Source organism: Nocardia sp. NPDC127526 (assembly GCF_042672265.1).
Taxonomy (GTDB): Bacteria; Actinomycetota; Actinomycetes; order Mycobacteriales; family Mycobacteriaceae; genus Nocardia.
Map to the genome: position 1 here is coordinate 15104 of NZ_JBHXVO010000002.1, position 19816 is coordinate 34919.

Below are 19816 nucleotides of genomic sequence, written 5' to 3' on the forward strand. Positions count from 1 at the left end.
GAGAGGGCCGATGCCCGAAGGATTGAAGACCCTCACCCGCTACACCATCGAGTCCGAGCATCGCCATCCCGGCTCCTCCGGCGAATTCTCGGCGCTGCTCAATGTGCTGGCCACCGCCACCAAGATCATCGCCAATCAGGTGACGCGCGGCGCCATCGTGGGCTCGCTCGGCGCGGCGGAGGCGGACAATCTGCCGGTCACCGTGCACCGCAAGATGGATGCCATCGCCCACGACATCATGGTCGCCGAAAGCCAATGGACCGGGCTGCTGTCGGCGCTGGTGTCGGAGCAGATGAGCGGATTCCACGCGGTGCCCACCGAATACCGGCGCGGCAAGTACCTCCTCGCGTTCGATCCCCTCGACGGGTCGAGCAATATCGACGTGAACCTGCCGGTGGGCACGATCTTCAGTGTGCTGCGCGCCCCCGAGGACGGGCGCGAGAGCGCGGCCGAGGATTTCCTGCAGCCGGGCACCAGGCAGGTGTGCGCGGGCTTCACCCTCTACGGGCCCGCGACCATGCTCGTCATCACCGTGGGCGACGGCGTGGACGGGTTCACCCTGGATCGGGAGGTGGGGGCGTTCGTGCTCACCCATCCGCGCATGCGGATTCCGGAGAACACCTCCGGATTCGCCATCAATGCCGCCAACGAACGCTTCTGGGAACGGCCCGTGCGCCGGTATGTGCACGAATGCCTGGAAGGGGTGGACGGCCCGCGCGGGCGCGATTTCAATATGCGCTGGGTCGCCTCGCTGGTGGCCGACACCTTCCACATCCTCACCCGCGGCGGCATGTACCTGTATCCGCGCGACACCCGCTCCCCGGATCGTCCGGGCCGGGTGTCGCTGCTCTACGGCGCCAACCCGATCGCCTTCATCGTCGAGCAGGCCGGCGGGGCCGCCACGACGGGGCATGCGCGGGTGCTGCAGGAGTGCCCGCAGGAGCTGCATCAGAAGGTGCCGTTCATCTTCGGCTCCCGCACCGAGGTCGAGCGCATCGTGCGCTATCACGCCGAACCCGACGAGGGCCCGAGTTTCGATGCCTCGCTGTTCGGTTCACGATCGCTGTTCCGGTCGGCGCGACGCTGAGCGCAACAGCGACCGTGTGTTGTCCGGCAATCGAGGAGGTGCCATGTCGGTCAAGAATCCCGTGGTCGCGATCACCGGGTCGTCCGGTGCGGGGACGACCAGCGTCACCCGGACCTTCCAGGAGATATTCCGCCGGGAGGGGATCAATGCGGTGATCGTGGAGGGTGATTCGTTCCATCGCTACGACCGCAACCAGATGCAGCTGGCGATGGCCGAGGCCGAGCAGACCCGCAATCTGCATTTCTCCCATTTCGGGCCGGAGGCGAATCTGCTGGCCGAGCTCGAGGCGCTGTTCCGTGATTACGGGGACAGCGGGGTGGGGCTGGTGCGCCGGTATCTGCACGACGAGACCGAGGCCAAACCCTATGGGCAGCCGCCGGGCACGTTCACCCCGTGGGAGGAGCTGGCGCCGGGCAGCGATCTGCTGTTCTACGAGGGCCTGCACGGGGCCGCGGTCACCGAGGGCATCGATGTGGCCCGCTATGCGGATCTGCTGGTGGGGGTGGTGCCGATCGTGAACCTGGAGTGGATTCAGAAGGTGCACCGCGACAAGACCGAACGCGGATATTCCAGCGAGGCGATCATCGACACGATCCTGCGGCGCATGCCCGATTACGTCAAGCACATCTGCCCGCAGTTCTCCCGCACCTACGTCAATTTCCAGCGGGTGCCCACCGTCGACACCTCCAATCCGTTCACCGCGCGCACGATCCCGACCGCGGACGAGTCGTTCGTGGTGATCCGTTTCGCCGATCCGAAGGTGATCGATTTCCCGTATCTGCTGTCGATGCTGCACGATTCGTTCATGTCGCGGCCCAACAGCATCGTGGTGCCGGGCGGGAAGATGGACCTGGCCATGCAGCTGATCTTCACCCCGCTGATCCTGCGGTTGATGGACAAGCGGCCCAAACGCCTGCGCTGACCCCGAACGCCTGCGCTGACAACGAATCCGGCGACCACCCTGGTGGGCGGCCGCCGGATCGTGGTGCGGGAGTACGGGGTTCAGAGTTCGTGCGGCACGGCCTTGGTGCTGGACTTGACCTGGAAGGCGCTGATGATCTCCATGATGCCGAGGAAGATCAGCCACCAGCCCGCGACCAGGGTGAGGGCGACGATGGAGGAGAACGGCACCGCGATCAGCCAGCCACCGCCGATGATGAGCACGATGCCGAAGAAGATCATCCAGCCGCGCCCGGGCATGCCGTCGGCGGAGACGCCGGTGATCAGCGCGGCGACGCCGCGGAAGATCCAGCCGACGCCGATCCAGATGGCCAGCAGCAGCACCGCGGTGGCCTCGCCGCGATCGCGCCAGTCGTGGAAGCACAGGAAGCCCAGGATCAGCGACAGGATGCCGCTGACGAAGGACAGGATGCGCATGCCCGCGCTGATGTGCACCCCGAACGCGGCGATGAGCTGGAAGACACCGGAGACGATGAGATAGACGCCGAACAGCACGCCCGCCACCAGAATGGTCTTCCCGGGCCAGGCCAGGATGAGGATGCCCAGCACCACCGAGAGGATGCCGGTGAGCAGGATCGACTGCCATGCGCCGCGGGCCAGAGCATGCAGCGGCCCTTCGGTAACTTCCTCTTTGCTGGTTGTCATGAGCGTGAGAATATGCCCAGATAGTGCTGATTGCTCTGAATTTGCACGGTGTGGTGTCAAGCTGTGACGGTGCTCAACCGGCGTCGGCCTCGCGGCGTTGCCGGCGGCGCACCCAGCGAATGTCGGCGCGCCAGGTGTAGGCGGCGACCAGGGCCGAGCCGACGACGGCGGCATCGAGCATGAACGGGCCGTCCACCACCAGCGAGACCAGGCCGCCGATGACCGCGCCCAGGGTGAACGACCCGTATTGCACGCCGTAGCCGATCCAGTCGCGCCAGCTGCCCCCGGCCATGTGCCGTTCGATGCCCTGGGCGAGCTTGACCAGGGTGCCGGTCACATAGGAGACCGGGATCGAGACCTCGCCGTTGCGGACGAAGGAGGTGTTGAGCGCGCCCATGCCGAAGGCCACCAGCAGGATCGGGCCCAAACCGATGCCGACGCCCTGGCGCTCCTGGATGAAATCCACGATCACCGCGCCGATCAGCGCGAGGGTGGTGAGCACGGTCGCGCCGTGGGGATGGTTGGTCCACAGGTGCCGCCGGCACACCGAGGCGATGATCACCCCGGCCACGAAGCACAGGATCAGCAGTGCGGCGCTGCGGGCGAGGGTGTAGTCGCCGAGGAAGGCGCCGACGGTGGCGCGTTCGGTATTGCCGGTCATGAAGGTGACGAAGTATCCGGCGGAATGGGCGTAGGCGGCGGCGCCGACGAAGCCGGCCAGCAGCGACAGCGCCGCCGACAGCCGCATCTCCAGATCCCAGAAGGGCTCGGCGTCCTCGGTGCCGGTCGTGGTCATGCACCCCAGGCTAGCAATCGATGGGCAAACATTCAGTGTGTGGAAACTCCGCCCGCGCACCGGGTCTGCATCAGTGCGGTACAGTGCTGATGTTAACCGGAATTCTCATCGCCTCCGGTAGGCACGAGCAAGGAGAAGCCATGACCTCCGCCGTCATCGTCGACGCTGTCCGCACACCGTCCGGGAAGGGTAAAGCCGGTGGTGGACTGTCGGAAGTGCACCCGGCGACCCTGCTGTCGGGAGTGCTGTCCACCCTGATCGAGCGCACCGGCATCGATCCGGGCATGGTCGACGATGTGATCGGCGGTTGCGTCACCCAGAGCGGCGAGCAGGCGTTCAATATCTCCCGCACCGCCGTGCTGGCCGCCGGCTTCCCCGACTCGGTGCCCGCCACCACCGTCGACCGCCAGTGCGGGTCGAGCCAGCAGGCCGCCCACTTCGCCGCCCAGGGCGTACTCGCCGGCGCCTACGACATCGCCATCGCCTGCGGCGTGGAATCGATGTCACGGGTGCCGATGTTCTCCAATGCCCAGGGCCGCGACGCCAACCGCGGGCCGATCGCCCACCGCTACCCCGATGGTCTTGTCCAGCAGGGCATCTCGGCCGAGGTGATCGCCGCGCGCTGGAAGTTCGACCGCACCGCCCTCGACGAATTCTCCGCGCGCTCACACCAATTGGCGGCCGCCACCGCCGCCGCGGGCGGTTTCGACAACGAACTCGTCCCCGCGGGCACGCTGAGCGCCGACGAAACCATCCGCCCCACAACCACTGTGGCGGGCTTGGCCGGGTTGCGGCCGGCGTTCACCGACGCCGAGTTCAAAGCCCGCTTCCCCGAGATCGAGTGGTCCATCACGCCCGGCAATTCCTCCCCGCTCACCGACGGCGCCTCGGCCACCCTGATCATGAGCGAGGAAAAAGCCACCCAGCTCGGCCTGCGCCCGCGCGCCCGCTTCCACTCCTTCGCCGTCACCGGCGACGACCCGCTGCTCATGCTCACCGCCGTCATCCCCGCCACCCGCAAGGCGCTGTCCCGGGTGGGTCTGACCATCGACGACATCGACGCCTACGAGGTGAACGAGGCCTTCGCCCCCGTCCCGCTGGTGTGGGCGCGCGAACTGGGCGCGGATCCGGCGAAACTCAACCCCCGCGGCGGCGCCATCGCCCTGGGCCATCCCCTCGGCGCGTCGGGCACCCGCATCCTGTCGACCCTGCTCAACCATCTGGAACAGACCGGCGGTCGCTACGGCCTGATGACCATGTGCGAGGCCGGCGGCCTGGCCAACGCCACCATCATCGAACGCCTGTGACGAAACAGGGTGCGGCAGTAGCTGTTCGGTGAGGGCCCGATCACGCTGGACCGGTGCGCATCCCGAGTGTCGGGATCACCTCGTAGGGTGATCCCGACCATGCGATGATCACGACACGATGCGGGAGACAACGGTGCGGCTCACCTGGGATCAGGTATTCACCTGGCGGATGCGACAACAGTTCGTCGCACCGCGCTCCGGCGCGACACCCGTGGCGATCGCAGGCCGCATCTGCGGTGTGCAGGCGCAGGTGACCTCGGCCGCGGAAACCGCGGTGGCGCTGCGGCGCAGCACAGGCGGCCCGGGCGCGGTGGTGCAGGCGCTCGCCGAGAAGAAACTGGTGAAGACCTGGGCCATGCGCGGCACCCTGCACGCGCTGCCCCCGGAACTCGCCGCCGCAGTGCTCTCCCTCATGGCATCGGCGCGCACCTGGGAGAAGCCGTCCTGGACAAAGGCCTTCGGCGCGACCCCGGAAGACATCGACGCGCTGGTGAGCGCCCTCGCCGATATCCTCGACGACGCCGTGCTCACCCGCGAGGAACTGGTGTCGGCGATCGTCGCGCAGAAGCGATTCCATCCCCTGGAGGAACAGCTGCGTTCCGGCTGGGGTGCGGTCCTCAAACCTCTGGCCTGGCAAGGGGCGTTGTGCCACGGGCCGGTGCAGGGCAGCGCCATCACCTTCGCCAGTCCGGCGCGGCTGATTCCCGGCTGGCCCGGCATTCCGGACCCGGAGGCGGCCGCCCCCGAGGTCATCACCGCCTATCTGGCCGCCTACGGCCCGGCCACCCCCGAATCCTTCGATGCCTGGCTCAGCCGCGGCAGCCTCCGCAAGGCGACACTGCGCCGCTGGTTCGCCGACCTCGGCGACCGCATCACCGAAGTCGAGGTCGAAGGCCGCACCGGATACCTCCTCACCGAGAACCTCGAAGCACTCGCCGGAACCGAACCCGCGTCCTCGGTGCATCTGCTGGGTTCCTTCGACCAGTACGTGCTCGGCCCCGGCACCAACGACGAGGCGCTGCTACCAAAAGCGCACCGCGCCAAGGTCAGTCGCACCGCCGGCTGGATTTCACCGCTGGTGCTGATCGACGGCCGCATCGCCGGCACCTGGGACACCGACGCCGACGACCTCGTGGTCACCATGTTCGACAACGCCCCAGTGCCCCTGGCCGAACTGGAAACCGAAGCCGCCCACGTGGCCCGCGCCCTCGGCCGCCCCGGACTCAGCGTGCGCGCCGACTGAGGTCCGCACGTCACCGTCGCCGTTCGACCGGCCTGAGGCGAAACCACTAGCGAGCCGGCAGCTGCCCCTGTTGGTGTGCGCGAGGCAGGGGACCGGGCCGCCGGCGTCGATGGTCGTGAGATAGTCCGCGCGGGCGACGGTTTCGGTTGAGCGCTCACGAATTCGCGCCGCGGCCCCGCGCTGCGCCGCCGGAGGATGGGGCGATGCGCAGCTCCACGCGCTCAGAGGATCCCGGCGCGCCGGTGGACCGATTATCGGCGGGGCGCGGCGCCACCCGCTCGGGCGGCTAGGCCGGGGGCGCGGGCGGGTGGGGGAGCAGGTCGGGGGTGCGGGCGCCGGGGCCGAGGACGGGGTGGATGTCGCGGCCGGCGAGGTGGTCGCCGCAGGCGGAGCAGACCGGTTGCACGGTCATGGTGTGGCCGCAGGTGTCGTGGACGGCTTCGACGGGCGGGCCGTCGGGGGCGGCCCAGGTGTCGCCCCATTGGCGCATGGCGGTGAGGACCAGCCACAGGGATCGGCCCTTGCGGGTGAGGGTGTAGTCGTAGCGCAGCGGGTTGTCCTGGTAGGGGGCCTTGTCCAGGATGCCTTGGGCGACCAGGTGATCCAGTCGCTGGGTGAGGACGTTGCGGGCGATGCCCAGGCGGGAACGGAAGTCGTCGAAGCGGGTGATGCCGAACAGGGCGTCGCGCACGATCAGCAGGGTCCACCAGTCGCCGACGACTTCCAGGCATTGGGCGATGGAGCAGTTCATGTCCTCGAAGCTGGTGCGGCGCATGCCCCGAGCATAGTCGGTTGCTTGAAAAGACTCACTGGCCTATCGTCCGTTGCATGATGCAACTCACTGGGCGGTCGGTGCGGACGCTGTTCGCGCTCGACGCGGTCGGGCCACGGACAGGGGAAACGACGGTCGACGCGAGCCGGCGGGGGTGGAACGGACCGCACGGCGGGGTCGTCGCCGGGCTGCTGGTCGACGCGCTGCCCCCGACGCTGGATGCGCCGCTGCCGCTGCCGACCGTGGCCATGTCGCTGTACCTGCACACCGAGCTCGCGCTCGCCCCGCCGCAACCGGTGCTGGTGACCGCATCGAACGTGTTGACCGCGGGCGGCTGGTCGGTCGACGACGTCGACCTGCGCGACCGCGACGGGCGACTGCTCACCCAGGACCGCCAGACCCGCCGGGTCCTCGGCTGAATCAGGAGAAAAAGTGAACAGCGTTGTCGTAGAGAAGAATCCGCGCACGATCTCCCCGCGCGCCGTACTGGGCATCGTCGCGGTGGGTGTGCTGCTGTCGAGCCTGGATCTGTTCATCGTGAACGTCGCGCTCCCGCAGATCGCCGCCGACTTCCGCGGAGCGCAGATCTCGGGCCTGTCGTGGGTGCTCAACGCCTACGCGATCGTGTTCGCCGCGCTGCTGGTGCCGGCGGGCCGCCTCGGTGATCGCAGCGGGAATCGCACCACCTTCCTGATCGGGCTCGGCGTGTTCGTGCTCGGGTCGGCGCTGTGCGCGCTGGCGTGGAATACCGGTGCGCTGGCGGGGTTCCGGGTGCTGCAGGCGGTGGGCGCGGCCATGCTGACCCCGGCCTCGCTCGCCCTGGTGCTGGCGGCGACCCCACCGCAGCGGCGCGCCATGGCGGTGCGGCTGTGGGTGGCCTTCGGCGGGCTCGGCGCCGCGCTGGGGCCCGTGCTCGGCGGCTTGCTGGTCGAACTGCAGTGGCGCTGGGTGTTTCTGGTGAACGTGCCGATCGGCGTGGTGGCGCTGGTGGTCGGGCTGCGGATGCTGCCGAACCCGGCCGGCGACGGCGGGCGGCTGCCCGACCTGGTCGGTGCGCTCACCCTCATCGGGTCCGTGGCGGCGTTCATCCTGGCCCTGGTCAAAGGCGAGGACTGGGGCTGGGGTTCGGCCGGGGTGATCGGCGCAGTCGCGGCGGCGGTGGTGCTGGGCGCGGCCTTCGCGGTGTCCTCGCGCAGCCATCCCAGCCCGGTGGTCGATCCGGCGCTGCTGCGGCTGCCCAATTTTGCGCTCATGCTCGGCAATGCGCTGCTGTTCAATATCGCCTTCGCGGGCATGCTGCTCTCGGCGGTGCTGTGGACGCAGACCGTGTGGGGGTGGTCGGCGTTGCAGACCGGGCTGGCGATCGCGCCCGGCCCGCTGGTGGTGCCGATCGTGGCGGTGGCCGCGGGACGGCTCATCGCCAGGCTCGGGGCCGGGCCGGTGCTGGCCGCGGGCGGGGTGGTGTTCGCGGCCGGAATCCTGTGGTGGGCAACGGCGGTCACGCTCACCCCCGACTATGTGGGCGGGCTGCTCGGCGGCATGCTGGTCACCGGGCTCGGCGTCGGACTCACCATGCCCACCGGTTTCGCGGCCGGGACGGCGGGCCTGCCGCCGCAGCGGTTCGCGACCGGGTCGGCGGTGCTGGCCATGGCCCGTCAGCTCGGATTGGCCATCGGCGTCGCGGTAGTGGTGGCGGTCCTGGGTGCGCCCGCCGGCCCCGAGGCGACCCTGCAAGCGTTTCAACGCGGCTGGTCCGTGATCGCGGGCGCGGCGGTGCTGGCCGGTGTGGTCGGACTGGCGGCACGCCTGCCGCGCCCGGCCCCCGCCGCGTAACCCCCCGAAGGTCCGGTGGCCCGTCGTCCCGTCAGGCGAGGACGGGCCCTCGCGCATCCGCCTGCGGGCGGGTTTCGGGACCCCGGCATTCTCAGGGAGCGACTCAGGGGTTGTCCGGATGTCCCGCGCGGATGGTAGCCCTACCGTCGAGGGATGCGAACTCTACCGGTGGTGTCCGTGCTGGCTCTCCTTGCGGTGGCGGGATGTTCGGCCACGACGACCAGCCCGCCGACGGCGCTCACCACCAGCCCGGGCACCGTGCCCGCGAGCACCGTCGACCGGGTGCGCAACGATATCGACGACCTGACCCGGTCCGGTGTCGCGGGAGTGATCGCGACCCTCACCGACAACGGGCAGACCGTCACCCTCACCTCCGGTGTCGCCGATCGCGCGACGGGCGCGCCGATTCCGCTGTCGCCGCCGCAGGAGGTGCGCGTGGGCAGCATCTCCAAATCCTTCACCGCCGCCATCGTCCTGCAACTGGTCGCCGAGAACCGGGTCCGCCTCGACGATTCCGTCGACACCTACCTGCCGGGGCTGCTCACCGGCGAGGGCATCGACGGACGCGCCATCACCGTGCGCCAGCTGCTGCAGCATCGCAGCGGGTTGCCCGAATTCAGCGATCTGCCCGAGGTCGACGAGTACCGCGCCGGAGTCGAGGGCCGCACCTTCACCCCCGGCGAGATGGTGGCCCTGGCACTGCGCCGGCCCGCTCAGTTCCCGCCGGGACAGCAGTACAAGTACACCAACACCAACTACACCGTCGCCGGCATGCTCGTCGAAAAGGTCACCGGCAGACCGTATGCCGACGAGCTCACCGGCCGCATCCTGACACCGCACCAGCTCACCGGCACCTACCTGCCCGCCACCGGCGAACTCGATCTCCGCGGCCCGCACCCGCACGGCTACGCCACCATCGACGGCGTGCGCGTCGATGTCACCCGCTCCGAACCCTCCACCCCGTGGGCGGCCGGCGCGCTCGTCTCCACCGGCAACGACCTCAACCGCTTCTACCTCGCACTGGTGGCCGGGCAGATCGTGTCCGAGGCGCAGCTGAGCGAGATGATGGCGGGGGAGTCACCCGTGGTCCCCGACAGCCCGCTGCGCTACGGCATGGGCTTGGCGACCACCGAACTGTCCTGCGGGGCACAGTATTACGGGCACTCCGGCGGAATCTACGGCTATCTCACCCTGTCCGGGGCGACCCGCGACGGGCGGGCCGCCACCATCGCCATGACCGAAATGCCCGAGGGCGAGCTGGACATGGTGGAACTGCTCGACCACGCGCTGTGCCCGTAACCGGGGAAGGTCTTGCCGTTCAACAACCAACCTACTACGTTTCGTAGTAAGAGCTTGGTTGACGGAAACGGAGACAGCGCAATGCAATTCCCCTCATCCACCCACTGCTGCGTGGTCGGCGGCGGCCCCGCCGGCATGATGGCGGGCCTGCTGCTGGCCCGCGCCGGCATCCGGGTCACCGTCCTGGAGAAGCACGCCGACTTCCTGCGCGACTTCCGCGGCGACACCGTCCATCCCGCCACCCTGCGCCTGCTCGACCAGCTCGGCCTCGGCGAACGCTTCGCCCGCCTCCCGCACCGCAAACTCGAGCACATGCGCATGCACATCGCCGACCGCACCATCACCGTCGCCGACTTCCGCCGCATCCCCGGCCGCCACCGCTACATCGCCATGGTCCCGCAATGGGACTTCCTGGACCTACTGGCCACCGCCGCCCTCGAACAACCCACCTTCACCCTGCGCATGTCCGCCGAATTCACCGGCCTGCGCACCGAATCCGGCCGCGTCACCGGCGTCGAATTCCGCAACCGCGACGGCCGGCTCGAAACCCTCGCCACCGACCTCGTCCTGGCCTGCGACGGACGCGGCTCCGCCACCGCGGCCGCCGCCGGTCTGCGCCAAGACCTCGAGGACATGCCCATGGACGTCTGGTGGCTGCGCATCCCCACCGCCGACGCCCCCCGCCGCGAGAGCCAGGTCTTCGCCCGCTTCGACGCCGGCCGCGCCGCGGTCACCCTCGACCGCGGCGACTACTACCAAACCTCCTACCTCATCCCCAAGGGATCGGACGAACGCCTGCGCGCCCGCGGAATCGACTGGCTGCGCAACGATCTGGCCACCCTGTTCGACTGGCCCGCCGACACCCTCGACGCCGTCCGCACCTGGGACGACGTCAAACTCCTCGACGTCACCGTGGGCCGACTCCCGCGCTGGTACACCGACGGCCTGCTCTGCCTCGGCGATGCCGCCCACACCATGTCGCCCGTCGGCGGGGTCGGGGTCAACCTCGCCATCCAGGACGCCGTCGCCGCCGCCCGCCTGCTCGCCGCACCCCTGCTCACCGGCACCCTCACCACCGCCGACCTCGCCAAAGTCCAACGCCGCCGCCGACTTCCGACGATTTTGACCCAGCAATCCCAGCGCGGCGACCACGACATCCTGCGCCGCTCCCTCAACGGCACCCTCACCACGGTCCCCGCACCCCTGCGCCTCATCAACCGCATTCCCGCACTCTCCGCATTGACCGCCTACATCGGCGGCGTCGGCCTGCGCCCCGAACCCGCCCCCGCCTTCGCCCGCGCCTAGCCGCCGAACAGTGCCGGTGCAGGCACGCTCGGGAACACGCCTGCGCCGGAACCGCCGATTCTTTTGTCACTGTGACGTTTTGGGGTAGCAGTCGGAGGTCGAGCCAGGGGAGGGGCCGACCGAACCCGACTGTCCTCACCCTCGCCCCGCCCCTCAGGAGTGCATGTCCGACCCGGGCGTGTCGTAGTCCGATTTCCGCCGACCGGCACGCAACGATGAAGCTCTGAGAGAACCGGTACCGCAACAGGCAGGAGACAGCATGCTCGCACTCGGGTTCTTCGGCTGGATCATCATCGGCGGCCTCGCCGGCTGGCTCGGCAGCAAACTCATGGGCACCGACGCCCGGCAAGGCATCATCCTCAATATCGTCGTCGGCGTCATCGGCGGCCTGCTGGGCGGATTCCTGCTCAAACTCCTGGGCGTGGACGTCCGCGGCGGCGGCCTCATCTTCAGCTTCCTCACTTGCCTCGGCGGCGCAGTCCTGCTGCTGTTCATCGTCGGAAAGGTGACCTCCCGCAACTGAACCCGTCCCGCCGCCTCCCCGGGACAACCCCTCAATACGTCACTGTGACGAATCAACCCGGGGAGCGGCGGCCGCAGGGGAGTAGCACCCGAACCTCGAATCAGCCCCAACCGACCCGAACACCGAAATCCGGAAAATTTCCGACCCGTCCGCGCCCTGGCGAAAGAAAAATTCCGGCAGCAGTTTTCACCTCAAACTCGGGCCCGCACACCGAGTGAGCAGCACCCGGCAGCCGGCACAGCGAACCGCCCACGAATCCGCCGGACCATGGAAACCCATGCGGCACACGATAATTGCCCGCCCCAGTGCACGCCGTAAGACTACCGATAATTGACACTATGTTAAGTAATGCGGATGGGGTGGGCCCGGACCGGTCCCCTCGGGATGTACGGGCCTACCCCCAGACCAGCGTGGTCTCTCCTACGCGTACCTTGCCGAAGAAGCGTTTGCCGATCTGATCGCCGTCGTGGTTGTAGCTGTTCATCAGATCGGCCAGCTCCTCGGCGAGAGCCTGCACCGCTGGGCTGACCGACTCCCGGCCCTGATCGTTGCTGCGGCCCCATGCGGTGGGCACGTTGCCCATGGTGATGAGAATCGTGCCGTCGTACGGGGTTTCGACGGTATAGGTGATCTCGGCGGGTGCGTCACGCACGGCGTTGGGTTCGGTCAACTCCCCCGCCTGTGCGGGCATCGGGAAGACGCGGGCGAAGGCGATGTCCTGGCGGATCGATTCGGCGATGTCTTCGAGGCTCGCATGGCGGCCGACGCGGTCGTAGCGTGGGCCGTAGCTGCGGTCCCCCGTGCGGGTGCTCCGCGCGGTGGACGAGGACCTGCTCAGGATTCGATCGAGCATGCGCTGGGCGGCCGCGCGTTCGGCCGCACCGGTGCGCGGGTGGTCGATGAGCTCGCGCAGGCGGGTGATGCGCTGGATCACGTTCGCTGCCATGGGTTTACCGCCCTTCGCCGACTGTTCTCGCCTGGATGCTAGTGCACGGGCGAGGGGCTTCTCCCCCATCGCCCGCGCAATTCAGTCCAGGACGGCGGTCGCCTCGACTTCGACGAGCAGATCGGGTTCGCCGAGCGCGGCCACGCCCAGCAGCGTGATCGGCTTGACCGGATCGATGCCCAGTTTCGCCGCGGCGCGGGCGACGCCCTCACCCAGCAGGGGCATTTTCTCTTCCGACCAATCCACGACGTAGATGGTCAGTTTGGCGACGTCGTCGAAGGTGCCGCCGATCTCGGCGAGGGCGGTGGCGATATTCAGGTAGGCCTGTTCGACCTGGGCGGCGAAGTCGCCCTCCCCTACCTTGTTGCCCTCGGCGTCGCGGGCCACCTGCCCGGCCAGGAAGACCAGGCGCGAGCCGGTGGCGATCGAAAGCTGGCGGTAGACCTCGGGTTTCGGCAGTCCGGTGGGGTTGAGCAGGGTGACGGCCATCGGTGGGCTCCTTTCGACTGGACTGAACCATAACAGTGTTATGTATAGTTTGGCCATGGCCAGGACGAAGGATCCGGCGGTACGGGCGCGGCTGATCGATCGCGCAGCGCATCTGCTCGCCGCGCGACAGCCGGTCACCTTGCGCACGCTGGTGGCCGGGACCGGGGTGTCGACCATGGCGGTCTACACCCACTTCGGTGGAATCGACGGGCTGTGGCGAGCCGTGCGGCAGGAAGGATTCACGCGCTTGGCGGCCGCGCTGGGCACCGTCGAGCAGACCGGGGACGCGGTGCGGGACCTGGCGGCGCTGGGGGCGGCCTACACGGTCAATGCGCTGGCCGAGCCGGACCTGTATCGGGTGATGTTCGATGCGACCGCCGAGCTCGAGGATGCCGCGGCCGCGGACGACACCCTGCACGCGCTGGTCGCCACCATCGAGCGGGCCAAGGCGGACAAGCGGTTCGGGCCGCAGGTCGATGCGGTGGAGTTGGCCACGCAGAGTTGGATCATCGGACACGGGCTCACGGCCCTGGTGGCCACGGGGCCGCTGCCGCGCGAGATCCTCACGCAGGCGGTGCCGATGCTCACCGCGCTGTATGTGTCGGCGGGTGACGAGCGGCGGCGCTGCCATGCCTCGGTGCTCGCGGGCTGGCAGGCCGCGCTCGGGTAGGAGTCAGCGGGGCGCGAAAACCATGGTGTGGCAGGCCGACAGCAAGGTGGTGAGTTCCTGCGCGGCCGCGTCGTCGAGGACCGCGAACGCGGGGGCGATGAGATCGTCGGTAATGGTCTCGGCCTGCATCCACCGGCCCTTCAGCTCGGCGGTGATCTCCTCGAACGGCTCCGCCCAGCCATAGCGGCGCGCCTGCTCCGCACCGCTGGTGACGGGCGAGCCCGCGATCAGGACCGCCTGCAGCGGAGTCAGACCCGAGGAGCGCACGGCCATCAGGTGCAGGCCGCCGCGCAGTTCCCGCAGCACCTGGATCAGCTGCAGCACCCGCGCCGGAGCATCCTGGGCGCGCGGCATGGCCCGCCAGCCGGCGAACAGCGGCGCTCCGGCCGGGTCGGCGGCATCGGCTACGGCGGCAAGGAGTTCGGCCAGGCGCTCGGCCTGCTCGAACTCGGCCAGCTTGCGGCGCCCGAAGTCCTGGCAGGCCTGCAGATAGCCCTCCGCGCCCTTGGCGGCGGGCACGGCGGCGGTGGCTTCCCAGGCGGCGCGCACCGACTGCGCGGGGAAGAATCCGAAGGCCGCGGTCACCACGTCGGCGTCGACATCGCCCAGCACTCCCCCGCGCCCGCGGGTGTATCCGCCCATGAATCCCGGAACTCCGGTGGTGGCGGCGAAGGACTTCGCCTCCCGGGAGAACATGTATCCCCCGCCGACCTGCTGGATCTGATCCTTCACCGCGGACGCTACCGACATGTCCGTTCCTCTCTGAGCGGAAAGCGTGTTCTCTCCGAGACTATTTCACCGCTGTTGCGGCGGCGTCCACGGCCCGCGCTTTCCGGTATCTCACAGTCCCCCGATCGCGAAACCGCAGTGGCCGCAGCTATTTTCGGTTCGCGTTTCGCAGCTCACACCCGGTCTTGGACGGAAGCCCTGTTAGATCGGCTAACCTTCCTGCGGTGCTAGGACATTCACATGCGACCAGCGGCGCGCTCGCCTGGTCAGCGGCGGCCGCTGCGCTACCGCTCACCGTATTGACCTATCCCGCAATGCAACCCGGATCGATCCGCCCGGTCGATCTGGTCATGGGGACCTTCCTCACCGCGGGTGCGGCGCTGCTGCCCGATGCCGACCACCCCAACGGCACCATTTCGCATGTGCTGGGACCGATTTCGCACTACGCGTGCCGGTTCATCTCCTGGATCTCCGGCGGGCACCGCCACGGCACCCACTCACTGCTGTTCGTCGGCGCCGCCGCCTACGGAACCTGGGCCGGCGAACACTGGATCGGACGACCCTTCACCCTCGCCCTCGTATTCTTCCTGCTCGCCCTGGCCGTCAAGGCGCTCGGGCTCGCGCCCCGGGGCGAGGGCATCAAATCCTGGGGCACCGTCGTTATTCTCGCCACCTGCGGGACCTTCGCCATCGACCACTGGATCAGCGACAAACCCGCCTGGCTGCCCTTCTCCGTGGGGTTGGGCGCACTCGCCCACCTCCTCGGCGACTGCCTCACCGTGCGCGGCTGCCGACTGCTGTGGCCGCTGGACATCAAAACCCAGATCCCCATCATCGATCGCACCGGAAACAAGATGGAGACCCTCATCCTGGTGCCGCTGTTCGCGCTCGGGACCGTTGCGCTGCTCTGGTACACGATCACTCACCAACCGTGAGTGAAGGAGAGGGCGGGGGCCAAGCCCCCGAACCCCCTTAGATAGGGATTGCGGGGCTAGGCCCCCGAACCCTCTTAGAACGCGATCACGGGGGCTAGGCCCTCCAACCCTCTTGGAACGCAATCACGGGGGCTGGGCCCCCGCGCCCCTTACGTATGATCCCTTGGTCACCGAAACCGGGTAGGAACGGAGAGAAATGAGCGATCGGGAAGAACTCAGCTGGGAGCTGTTCGGCGACGCGAGCCGGGAACTGGCGCAGCAGATCGCCGACGACGGGTTCGAACCCGACCTCATCCTGTCCATCGCGCGCGGCGGGCTGTTCGTCGCCGGGGCGCTCGGTTACGCGCTCGACGTGAAGAACCTGCACGTCATGAATGTGGAGTTTGACACCCCCTGTCTGGTCTAGCCGCCGGTCAGGGGGTGTTTATCGTTGCGGGACAACAGGTATCGGTTCACTTGGAGATAGCGCAGGATCGGCCTGAATCGGCCCCAATCGGCCTGAATTCGTGCTTTGAAACGTGCTACGGCTCCAGAGCATAGAAACCTCATTCCAGCAGGTCAGCGCCTAACGCTCGGCGACCCGCAAACGATCTAACTAGGGCTCACCCATCCATCCACGGAGGAGGCCCAACCATGACCGCATTCTCATATGGCGGCGATCTCACACCCCACATTGACCGATCAGAAGAGCACCTAGCAGTGATCCGGAAGTCATTCGAGACCGACGACGGGTGCGAACCGTTCAGCTTCCACGATCAATCCGGCGTCCTCCTCAGCCTCCTGGAGAAGATCAGCCTTACCCTCGAATCGATCAACGAGAAGCTTCCGCCTAAAGCGTGAACCGCTTCCCCTTCACAGCCCACTCACCCCGCCCCCTTGCCGTGATCTGCCAGCATCCCCGCCTCTTGGGGTCCACGATCAAGCCCGATGCCTCCAGACGAGCCACAGCCGCGCGAGCGGACCACGACGTAACGGATGCCTCGCGAGCAAGCTGAGCAACCGTTAGAACGCCACCAGCAGACAGCACACCCAGCACTGCATAATCAGCGGCAACCCCCGTCCGCCTCATGCGAACCTCACCGCCTGCTGAACGATCGAACGGCGCGGCAACACCGACTCCACATCCACCGTGTCAGCCAGCAGCGCCACCAGCGCCGGACTCACATGCTCTGGAGACGGCACAAGCACAGCATCCACGTCCGTCCCGCGAACAAGGTCTACCAGGCCAAGCACCGTGAACTCAGGAACCCAGATCATCGAATACCCGAGCCGTCGCGCCAGCCTCCGGCACTGTGCAACATCCCATTCCAGCGCCCGCCCGGAAACCTCAAGATCCAAGTACGCCAAAGCTGTTGGCTTCACCCTCATGACTGCCCCTCTCGCCATGAAAGAAGGTTCGCCGCTGGCAACAGTGCCAAGGGACAGGAAAGGGACAGCAGCTAGCGCCACAACGGGATACAAGGTCACGCGAACACGTCTACGCTCGAACTCATGGCGAACGTTGGGCAGCGAATCGCAGCAGAACGGAAGATAGCCGGACTCGGACAGAGGGCGCTAGCCACCCGAGCTAGCTACTCGCTGTCCATGATCAAGGCAGTGGAGCAAGGCAGGGAACCAGCATCGGCCGGACTCATCTCCGCAGTTGCGAAAGCTCTCCGCATCCCACCGGAGCAGCTGACCGGCGCACCCTACGACGACGGCAAACCACTCTCCGATGCCGTCAATTCTCTGTCTGTACTGCTCACAGAAGGCCGATACGCTCGAGCGGTAGACCCAGGTCCCCTCGAAGCGATAGAAGCCGATCTAGAGGCGGCTCAGCAGCTCTACCGGAATGACCGCACCCGGCAAACCATCGAAGTACTTCCAGAGCTCATCCGGCGGATACACGGAGCGGTACGGGAACTGTCCGGCGACCAGCAGGCGCACGCCTACACGCTTCTCACATCCGCCTACGTGCTCGCAGAATGGTCCGCCCGGCGTACCGGTCACCTTATGTTGGCGCTCCCCGCCCTGGACTTGGCCGACCAGTACGCACCCCACGCCGCAGACCCCAACTACGGCGCATTCTCCGCCCTCGCACGAGCACGAGTGCTCACCCACTACGGAGAGTCCGAAGTAGCAGGCCAACTCATCGGCTCAGCCATCGAGGGGGCAGACGACACCAGGGCAGGCATGGTCATAGCCGGGTACTCCCACCTTGCCGGGGCCATCAATGAAGCGCGAAAGCTGAACTATCCCAACGCTTCTGCTCATATCCAAGCAGCTCGCGAACTCGCCACACACACAGGCGAGACAGACATCTACATGACGGCATTCGGCCCCTTGAACGTCGAAATCCACGCTCACGCAATCGAACTGGAATCCGGAGATCCAAACAAAGCAGCAATCGAAGGCGCGAAACTCGTGCATGGAGTCGATGCAGCACCAACAAGAGTTGCGCATCATTGGCAGGACAATGCCCGAGCGTGGCTGATGTCCGGGAAGCCGGAAAAGGCCCTGGTATCTCTGAACAAGGCCCGTGCCGCTGCACCCCAGCAAACCAGGCTGCACCCATCGGTACGCGAGACATTGCACGGCATCGCGGTAGCGGAGAAGAGGCGGACTGAGACGCTGGCGGGGTTCGCGGCTTGGTTGGGGACCACCGTCTAGAAGGTGCCCCCTGGGGAGGGAACCCTTCGAGACCTCCGGCGGACTCCCCTCAGGCATTGGGGCCGCACACGCTCTCAATGGGGGGCGGGGGGTATGAAAATGGGACCCAAGGTGCCCCCTCCCCCCAGTCTCACGCGCGTTTGGAGGCAATGCCCCAGAGCGCTCCGGCGACGAGAGGCCAGGGGGCAACATGGGTGGGTGTCGGGGTCGAGAAAGTCATGTCCGCCCCCAGATACGCGAAAAGTGGGGCAACCATAGGCATTACGCCCACAGTTGCCCCACATCCGGCGGACACAACTTTTCACCAGCCGTCTTTAGTCGTCTCGCCGTTACGGATGAGCTTGTTTGGAGACCAGCTACCGGGGGCGTCGTTCATCGTCGTCATGCCCTGAGTGGGATTCGGCAGAGGAGTTCTCGGCATGTCCGCCGCCCAGCCCAGCGCCCACGTAGTCAGCTTCTTCGCCTCAGCGTTCATCTCGGCTTCAGTCTCGCCAGTCAACATGTCCATCGGCACACCGCTGGCCGTCGAGACTCGCTCACGCCACATGGTGATCTGGTCAGCCTTCACCTTGTCACGCTCAGCGGCGATTGCATCACGTTCAGCGGTGAGCGCTTCAAGCTGTGCACGTAGGTCGGCAACCTCATCAGGTGACTCGCCCTCCGGCTGTTCATCCCCCTCGGGGTGCTCGCCCATCGGGGCCACGGTCTCCGGCGCTTCCTGCTCCAACTGAACGTCTGCCACCTGCTCCTCCATCAGAACACCACCTGTCGGGAGTAGTTCCGGGGCTGAGCGGCAAGCTTCTCCGCCGCAGACACGGCAGCATCCAGCCCGGCAATCAGAGTCCACCGATCACTACGGCCACCAGAGAACAAGCGGGGTGAAGCGCCGATATCGGCAATGATCTGCTCATAGCTGTCTGTCCGGGACCGCAACCGCATCCCGCCGCCGGTCCGATCGGACAGGGCCGCCCACTGGTCTTCGGTGAACTCGTAGCGGTCGGTCAGCATCTCGGCAACACTGGCAGCCCATACCGTGAGTCCGGCGAAGTGCCGCAGCATTTCATGGAGTCGATCAATCTGCTTCCGGTCTCGGTCACGCTGAAGGACCACCGCCATCGGTTCATTGATGCTGTCTTCCCGTAGGTACAGCTCATCCCACCGCTCCCGATAGTGCTGATCAAGCGCGGCGAGCCAACCCGGCTGTGCATCTTCGGCGGCGGACCGCAGCGCCAGCACGGCACCGTGAACGGCTTCCTTGGCGAGCTTGGCGACGGCATCGCACGCAACCTCGCGCCTAACCCAGTCGTCCACCTTCGCCTTGGACTGAGCGCCCGTCACATCTTCCGGGGTGAGCGTCTTCCGCTCGTACTGCGCTTCGAGCTTCCGCATCTTCGTAACAGTGACCTCAAGGTCAGCCAGTTTCCCAATCACGGTGTCGCCGAGTGGGATTAGCGCATCGGTTTCGATGATCGCGGTCAGCATCTCGGCAAGGTCAACAGTAGGCCGGGCCTGCACTGCGGTGTATTGGCCGCTGTTCGGTGGGATGAGCGCGACTTGAGCGAGTAGACGCGTCTTGTCGGTGGTCATTTCTTCTTCTCCTAATATGCGAAAAGGCGGGTGACGCAACC

22 protein-coding genes and 1 pseudogene are annotated in these 19816 nt (G+C 67.3%); 14 read left to right on the forward strand and 9 right to left on the reverse strand.

Translation table 11 applies throughout. From position 1 onward, the window contains the following. Positions 1–10: 10 nt before the first annotated feature. Positions 11–1087, forward strand: coding sequence for a class 1 fructose-bisphosphatase (locus ACFVIV_RS03160; RefSeq protein WP_379193129.1), 1077 nt, complete (start codon positions 11–13; stop codon positions 1085–1087). Positions 1088–1130: 43 nt separating this feature from the next. Continuing rightward, complete coding sequence (locus ACFVIV_RS03165; RefSeq protein ID WP_379193130.1) at positions 1131–2009, forward strand: phosphoribulokinase; 879 nt, start codon at positions 1131–1133, stop codon at positions 2007–2009. 80 nt (positions 2010–2089) lie between these two features. Here the strand turns inward: ACFVIV_RS03165 and ACFVIV_RS03170 are convergent, their stop codons facing one another. After that, a complete protein-coding gene (locus tag ACFVIV_RS03170) occupies positions 2090–2692 on the reverse strand; it encodes an HdeD family acid-resistance protein (protein WP_379193131.1) in 603 nt (200 codons plus the stop codon). A 73-nt stretch (positions 2693–2765) separates the two neighbouring features. Further along, positions 2766–3488, reverse strand: a complete 723-nt coding sequence (locus ACFVIV_RS03175; protein ID WP_379193132.1) for a YoaK family protein — start codon at positions 3486–3488, stop codon at positions 2766–2768. Positions 3489–3628: 140 nt separating this feature from the next. Here ACFVIV_RS03175 and ACFVIV_RS03180 point away from each other — a divergent pair, with 140 nt between their 5' ends. Together ACFVIV_RS03180 and ACFVIV_RS03185 are read left to right on the forward strand one after the other, a co-directional pair. Continuing rightward, on the forward strand, positions 3629–4795 hold the full coding sequence (locus ACFVIV_RS03180) for a thiolase family protein (RefSeq protein ID WP_379193133.1): 1167 nt from the start codon (positions 3629–3631) through the stop codon (positions 4793–4795). Between the two features lie 118 nt (positions 4796–4913). Next, positions 4914–6038: a winged helix DNA-binding domain-containing protein gene (locus ACFVIV_RS03185; protein WP_379193134.1), complete on the forward strand. Its 1125-nt coding sequence runs from the start codon at positions 4914–4916 to the stop codon at positions 6036–6038. Between the two features lie 286 nt (positions 6039–6324). On the opposite strand, the gene ACFVIV_RS03190 is transcribed toward ACFVIV_RS03185, so the two are convergent. Then, the gene (locus ACFVIV_RS03190) at positions 6325–6813 is read right to left on the reverse strand and encodes a winged helix-turn-helix transcriptional regulator (RefSeq protein ID WP_379193135.1); all 489 of its coding nucleotides are present in this window, start codon (positions 6811–6813) and stop codon (positions 6325–6327) included. 53 nt (positions 6814–6866) lie between these two features. Here ACFVIV_RS03190 and ACFVIV_RS03195 point away from each other — a divergent pair, with 53 nt between their 5' ends. The 5 genes from ACFVIV_RS03195 to ACFVIV_RS03215 all read left to right on the forward strand — a co-directional run bounded on the left by ACFVIV_RS03195 (position 6867) and on the right by ACFVIV_RS03215 (position 11770). Beyond that, complete coding sequence (locus ACFVIV_RS03195) at positions 6867–7229, forward strand: hypothetical protein (RefSeq protein ID WP_379193136.1); 363 nt, start codon at positions 6867–6869, stop codon at positions 7227–7229. A gap of 13 nt (positions 7230–7242) precedes the next feature. Beyond that, the gene (locus ACFVIV_RS03200; RefSeq protein ID WP_379193137.1) at positions 7243–8643 is read left to right on the forward strand and encodes an MFS transporter; all 1401 of its coding nucleotides are present in this window, start codon (positions 7243–7245) and stop codon (positions 8641–8643) included. Between the two features lie 153 nt (positions 8644–8796). Further along, positions 8797–9942 carry a serine hydrolase domain-containing protein gene (locus ACFVIV_RS03205; protein WP_379193138.1) on the forward strand — a complete coding sequence of 382 codons (1146 nt, stop codon included), beginning with the start codon at positions 8797–8799 and terminating at the stop codon, positions 9940–9942. 81 nt (positions 9943–10023) lie between these two features. Continuing rightward, positions 10024–11247, forward strand: a complete 1224-nt coding sequence (locus ACFVIV_RS03210) for an FAD-dependent oxidoreductase (protein WP_379193139.1) — start codon at positions 10024–10026, stop codon at positions 11245–11247. A 259-nt stretch (positions 11248–11506) separates the two neighbouring features. Next, positions 11507–11770: a GlsB/YeaQ/YmgE family stress response membrane protein gene (locus ACFVIV_RS03215; RefSeq protein ID WP_379193140.1), complete on the forward strand. Its 264-nt coding sequence runs from the start codon at positions 11507–11509 to the stop codon at positions 11768–11770. Positions 11771–12164: 394 nt separating this feature from the next. On the opposite strand, the gene ACFVIV_RS03220 is transcribed toward ACFVIV_RS03215, so the two are convergent. Further along, on the reverse strand, positions 12165–12716 hold the full coding sequence (locus ACFVIV_RS03220) for a hypothetical protein (RefSeq protein WP_379193141.1): 552 nt from the start codon (positions 12714–12716) through the stop codon (positions 12165–12167). Positions 12717–12797: 81 nt separating this feature from the next. After that, positions 12798–13205, reverse strand: coding sequence for a RidA family protein (locus ACFVIV_RS03225; RefSeq protein ID WP_379193142.1), 408 nt, complete (start codon positions 13203–13205; stop codon positions 12798–12800). Positions 13206–13260: 55 nt separating this feature from the next. Between ACFVIV_RS03225 and ACFVIV_RS03230 the strand changes: the two genes are divergently transcribed. Beyond that, positions 13261–13875: a TetR/AcrR family transcriptional regulator gene (locus ACFVIV_RS03230; RefSeq protein WP_379193143.1), complete on the forward strand. Its 615-nt coding sequence runs from the start codon at positions 13261–13263 to the stop codon at positions 13873–13875. 3 nt (positions 13876–13878) lie between these two features. Here ACFVIV_RS03230 and ACFVIV_RS03235 read toward each other — a convergent pair whose 3' ends face one another. Beyond that, positions 13879–14625, reverse strand: a complete 747-nt coding sequence (locus ACFVIV_RS03235) for a hypothetical protein (protein ID WP_379193144.1) — start codon at positions 14623–14625, stop codon at positions 13879–13881. 203 nt (positions 14626–14828) lie between these two features. Here ACFVIV_RS03235 and ACFVIV_RS03240 point away from each other — a divergent pair, with 203 nt between their 5' ends. The 3 genes and pseudogenes from ACFVIV_RS03240 to ACFVIV_RS03250 all read left to right on the forward strand — a co-directional run bounded on the left by ACFVIV_RS03240 (position 14829) and on the right by ACFVIV_RS03250 (position 16379). Beyond that, entirely contained in the window at positions 14829–15539 is a 711-nt protein-coding gene (locus tag ACFVIV_RS03240; protein ID WP_379193145.1) for a metal-dependent hydrolase, read from the forward strand. Positions 15540–15735: 196 nt separating this feature from the next. Continuing rightward, positions 15736–15930 (forward strand): annotated as a pseudogene (locus ACFVIV_RS03245) (phosphoribosyltransferase); the annotation flags it as partial. A gap of 242 nt (positions 15931–16172) precedes the next feature. Beyond that, positions 16173–16379, forward strand: coding sequence for a hypothetical protein (locus ACFVIV_RS03250; protein WP_379193146.1), 207 nt, complete (start codon positions 16173–16175; stop codon positions 16377–16379). Positions 16380–16604: 225 nt separating this feature from the next. On the opposite strand, the gene ACFVIV_RS03255 is transcribed toward ACFVIV_RS03250, so the two are convergent. Next, positions 16605–16907, reverse strand: a complete 303-nt coding sequence (locus tag ACFVIV_RS03255) for a hypothetical protein (protein ID WP_379193147.1) — start codon at positions 16905–16907, stop codon at positions 16605–16607. Positions 16908–17030: 123 nt separating this feature from the next. Between ACFVIV_RS03255 and ACFVIV_RS03260 the strand changes: the two genes are divergently transcribed. Next, positions 17031–18188, forward strand: a complete 1158-nt coding sequence (locus tag ACFVIV_RS03260; RefSeq protein ID WP_379193148.1) for a helix-turn-helix domain-containing protein — start codon at positions 17031–17033, stop codon at positions 18186–18188. Between the two features lie 301 nt (positions 18189–18489). On the opposite strand, the gene ACFVIV_RS03265 is transcribed toward ACFVIV_RS03260, so the two are convergent. Together ACFVIV_RS03265 and ACFVIV_RS03270 are read right to left on the reverse strand one after the other, a co-directional pair. Beyond that, complete coding sequence (locus ACFVIV_RS03265; protein ID WP_379193149.1) at positions 18490–18942, reverse strand: hypothetical protein; 453 nt, start codon at positions 18940–18942, stop codon at positions 18490–18492. Beyond that, entirely contained in the window at positions 18942–19775 is an 834-nt protein-coding gene (locus ACFVIV_RS03270; protein ID WP_379193150.1) for a hypothetical protein, read from the reverse strand. Before ACFVIV_RS03270 ends, ACFVIV_RS03265 begins: the two co-directional genes overlap by 1 nt. Positions 19776–19816: the final 41 nt, after the last annotated feature.